The sequence below is a fragment of the Niastella sp. genome (assembly GCF_045805085.1).
Lineage (GTDB): Bacteria > Bacteroidota > Bacteroidia > Chitinophagales > Chitinophagaceae > Niastella.
In genome coordinates this window covers 1-3,366 of record NZ_JBJMLX010000574.1, presented here as the reverse complement: position 1 = coordinate 3,366, position 3,366 = coordinate 1, and the positions used below count along the sequence as shown (strand labels likewise).

The following is a 3,366-nucleotide window of genomic DNA, read 5'->3' as shown; positions in this document are numbered from 1 at the left end:
GGGGTCGTAATTCCTGGTTACCTGGTCGCTCCAGGGAACGGGTACGGCCGGCTTGCCGGGTGCAGTCGGCATGTATTGGGTCTTTTCCCAGTCGAAGACAAAATTATATTTGGTTTTTGTGGGTGGAACGGTAGCATTGGCCGCTATGGTGATCACGGGTTGGACCGTATTGCCGGCAATGCTTGTTTCTTCAACCTGTAAGGGCTTTTCAACAATGGAATCATGGTTCTTCTTACAGCTTATAATGGTAAAACTGAATATGAGTGCGGCAATAACGGGTTTGTATGGAAGAGTGATAAGGTGCTTTTTCATGATATGAGGTTGACGCCCTTACAGGACAACCTAACGGGGGGATCTGTTGCATTAAAAAAATGTTAGCCGGCGGGAAGTTCTTTTAAAAAAACGGGAGCAATTCCAACCTTTTGAAGCAGGGCAGTAGTTTATACTATAACAGTAGTGATCACGCTGTATCAAATACCAAAAATTAAAGCATCATGAAACGATTATTAATCCCGTTTTTATTATTGACAGCGGTAATCGGCTATATGTCGTGTCAAAAAGAGCACAGTAGTGATCCTGCATCGGTAAATGCCGCCAAAACGGAAGGGATCAAAAAAGGAGAACCGGTAAGCTTCTCGGTACAAAATACCTCCGGACAGGGGGCAAAATGGTCTGTAAGCCCTTCCGCCAATGTAACCCTGACCAGCGATGGCGATAAAGCCACCGTTTATTTTCGCCGATCAGGTTCTTATTCGGTAATGGCCACTATGGGCAGTACTATACAAAGGATCCTGGTAAGCGTAACTGACAGCAGTTATTGCGATAGCCTTCGCAGAGATTCTATCTGTGGTTTCCCAACCGATACGGTTCCAACTATTCCTAAGGATACCACCCGTCACGACACCTGTAAGAATTGCGGTCCCCATGATTCTACCTTTACTTTAGCGAACGATCATATCAATTTGTCTGTAATAAGAATTGATACCGGTAATGTTTCAGGGTTGGTGATCAAAGCGACTACGCAGAACGCTTATCCCTGCACGTTCAATACCCTGCTCACCTGGTTGTCCGGTACAAATGGCAGCTACAATCTGGAATACCGGGGTGTATATGTACCGGGAGGCTGTACCAGCGGACCGGTTCAGGCCACATCAACAAGAACGTTGTACCCGGTAACGGATGGCACGCATACATTTAAAGTGAATGTGAGTGGCGTTACTTATACCGGTTCCTTTACAAAAACCGGAACACAGTATAGCTTTACCTGGAACGACGCAAGTAAAGTAACAATTTCTCCCCTGATTATTAATTAGGCGCGATAAATGATAAATTTGCACAGAACCGTTATTCAGTACCGTTGAAAACGGTTCTGTGTATAAACCCAGGATCCTTTGGATAAAGATATTTTAGATGGCTGCAAAAAAAATGACCCCAAAAGTCAGGAAAAATTGTACAGGCAATTTTACCCGGCCATGTTCGCCTTGTGTAAATGCTTTTTTTCCGACAACCATGATATTCTTACTGCAGTAAATAATGGCATGTTAAAAGTGTTCAGGAGTATTCATAAATACGATCCGGCCAAAGGCGATCTGTTTAACTGGGCTTACACCACGGTTCGCAATGCAGCCCTTACGCTTATCAGAGATAAAAAGTCGAAGCTCACTTTTGAGTTGAATGAAAATAACCAGGATGCCGTGGTGAATAATCCTTTTAAGCAACTGGAGTGGAAAGATATTTATTACTACCTCGACCAGTTGCCGCCCAATACCAGGTACGTGTGCAGCCTGTATTACCTCGAAGGTTTTTCAATAAAAGAAATAGTTCAATTGATCGACATGAAGGAGGGCACCGTAAAATGGCAACTGAACGAATGCCGCACCCGGTTGAAAGAAATTTTTGAACGTCATACTAACAGAAACAGAAACATTGGATAGAAATAATTCACCTATTAATAAGACCGGCGACAAACGCTATCCCGAGCCGGATGTACCGGTGCAGGCCGCCTGGGAGAATATGCAACAACTGCTGTTGCAGGCGCCCGCTGTACCGGCACGTACATCCGGTTTCAAAAAATGGCTGGGGAAAAGGATAGGAAAGATCATGATAGGCGCAGGCCTGGTAGCAACCGTTTCCGTAATCACCCTGGTGGTAATAAAGAAGAAAGAACAAAAAACAGTAACGCCCGTAACCTATAACAGTGACAGCCTGGCAACCAACCACCCGGTAGTTGCTGAAGACACGCTTTCCCCTGTAGTAAAAGAAAAACGGGTCTCTTTTGAATTCAATGATATGCCGCTCAAAAAAGTGGCTGTTGACATGGAAAAGGGATTTGATATAAAGGTCATTTTGAAAGGCCATATAGGTGAACGCAGGATCACCACCAGGGTTGATAGTATTACACTGAAGCAAATGCTCGATCTGATAACAATTACCCTCGATTGCAAGTATAAAATTGATAAGAGTAACCAGCAAGTCATAATATCTGTAAATGGATCTGATAAATAAATGTATTTCCGGATGGTTCATCCTGTTGGTATGTGCCATGCCGGGAGATTGCCTGGCACAACAAAAAGTCGCTGCTCCCGGAAACCAGTGGCCGCCATTTTATTTTGATAAACCCATAACGCTGGATTCGTTGACGAGGTTTGTTCACAGTCACAGCGCCATCCGTTTTTCCTTTAACTCTTCGAAGGTAAAAGGCGATAAAGTTATTAACCTGAAAAAAGGCACGTATACCATTGGGTTATTGCTACAGGAAATACGGAAGAACACGTCATTGTATTATCGCATGTATAATGGGTATGTGATCTTCCAGGATAACCCGCCAAAACAAAGAACCAGGCGGCGCCCGGTTGCAAAAAAGAAAAAACCGGTCCATACACCCGTCAGGCGAACCCAGCCAACAGACACTACTCATATTATAAAGCATACGAACCCGGATTCATTGAACCGGGTTGTTGCCATTGATACCCCTGCTGCTATCGATCCGGTGATTGCTCACCATGGCGTAAAAGACACCACCGCAAACAATTTACTGTTAACCACCATGGCCGGTGGTACTCCCGGTAACAATTACATCGATGTAGTTGACACAATAAAGGGACAAACACCAAAGGGGAAAGCGACGCCTGCGCCGGTTCCTGCCCGTAATTCAAACCGCCCCTGGGTAAAAGACACCATGCAAACCAAAACAAAGATGATTCGCACGGATGTCAGCAGGAAAGACGGCCGTATTGTTGCCAGGGCTTTCCGCGCCCCCTGGCATTGGCAGTTTGGACTGCATTGGAAAGTGGCTATACCGGTAAATGGAGGTGGCAATTATTTTACTGGTCCCAATAACCGCAGTCAGCCCTATAACCCGCTAAT

At 45.0% G+C, this 3,366-nt stretch carries 5 protein-coding genes; 4 read left to right on the top strand and 1 reads right to left on the bottom strand.

Going from position 1 to position 3,366, the window contains the following annotated elements:
- Positions 1–312 (bottom strand): hypothetical protein (locus tag ACJ751_RS29805; RefSeq protein WP_407749193.1); only part of this gene is annotated, 312 nt, incomplete at its 3' end.
- Between the two features lie 182 nt (positions 313–494).
- Here ACJ751_RS29805 and ACJ751_RS29800 point away from each other — a divergent pair.
- From ACJ751_RS29800 to ACJ751_RS29785, 4 genes are all read left to right on the top strand, one after another.
- The gene (locus ACJ751_RS29800) at positions 495–1,313 is read left to right on the top strand and encodes a hypothetical protein (RefSeq protein ID WP_407749192.1); all 819 of its coding nucleotides are present in this window, start codon (positions 495–497) and stop codon (positions 1,311–1,313) included.
- Between the two features lie 78 nt (positions 1,314–1,391).
- Positions 1,392–1,934, top strand: a complete 543-nt coding sequence (locus ACJ751_RS29795) for an RNA polymerase sigma factor (protein WP_407749191.1) — start codon at positions 1,392–1,394, stop codon at positions 1,932–1,934.
- Positions 1,927–2,505: a FecR domain-containing protein gene (locus tag ACJ751_RS29790; protein WP_407749190.1), complete on the top strand. Its 579-nt coding sequence runs from the start codon at positions 1,927–1,929 to the stop codon at positions 2,503–2,505. The genes ACJ751_RS29795 and ACJ751_RS29790 overlap by 8 nt, the downstream gene beginning before the upstream one ends.
- A partial coding sequence (locus ACJ751_RS29785) for an STN domain-containing protein (RefSeq protein ID WP_407749189.1) occupies positions 2,489–3,366 on the top strand: 878 nt, incomplete at its 3' end. The genes ACJ751_RS29790 and ACJ751_RS29785, both read left to right, overlap by 17 nt.

Bases quoted from the DNA above. Each gene is read 5' to 3' on its own strand.
- ACJ751_RS29800 (WP_407749192.1), top strand. From the start codon at position 495: ATGAAACGATTATTAATCCCGTTTTTATTATTGACAGCGGTAATCGGC.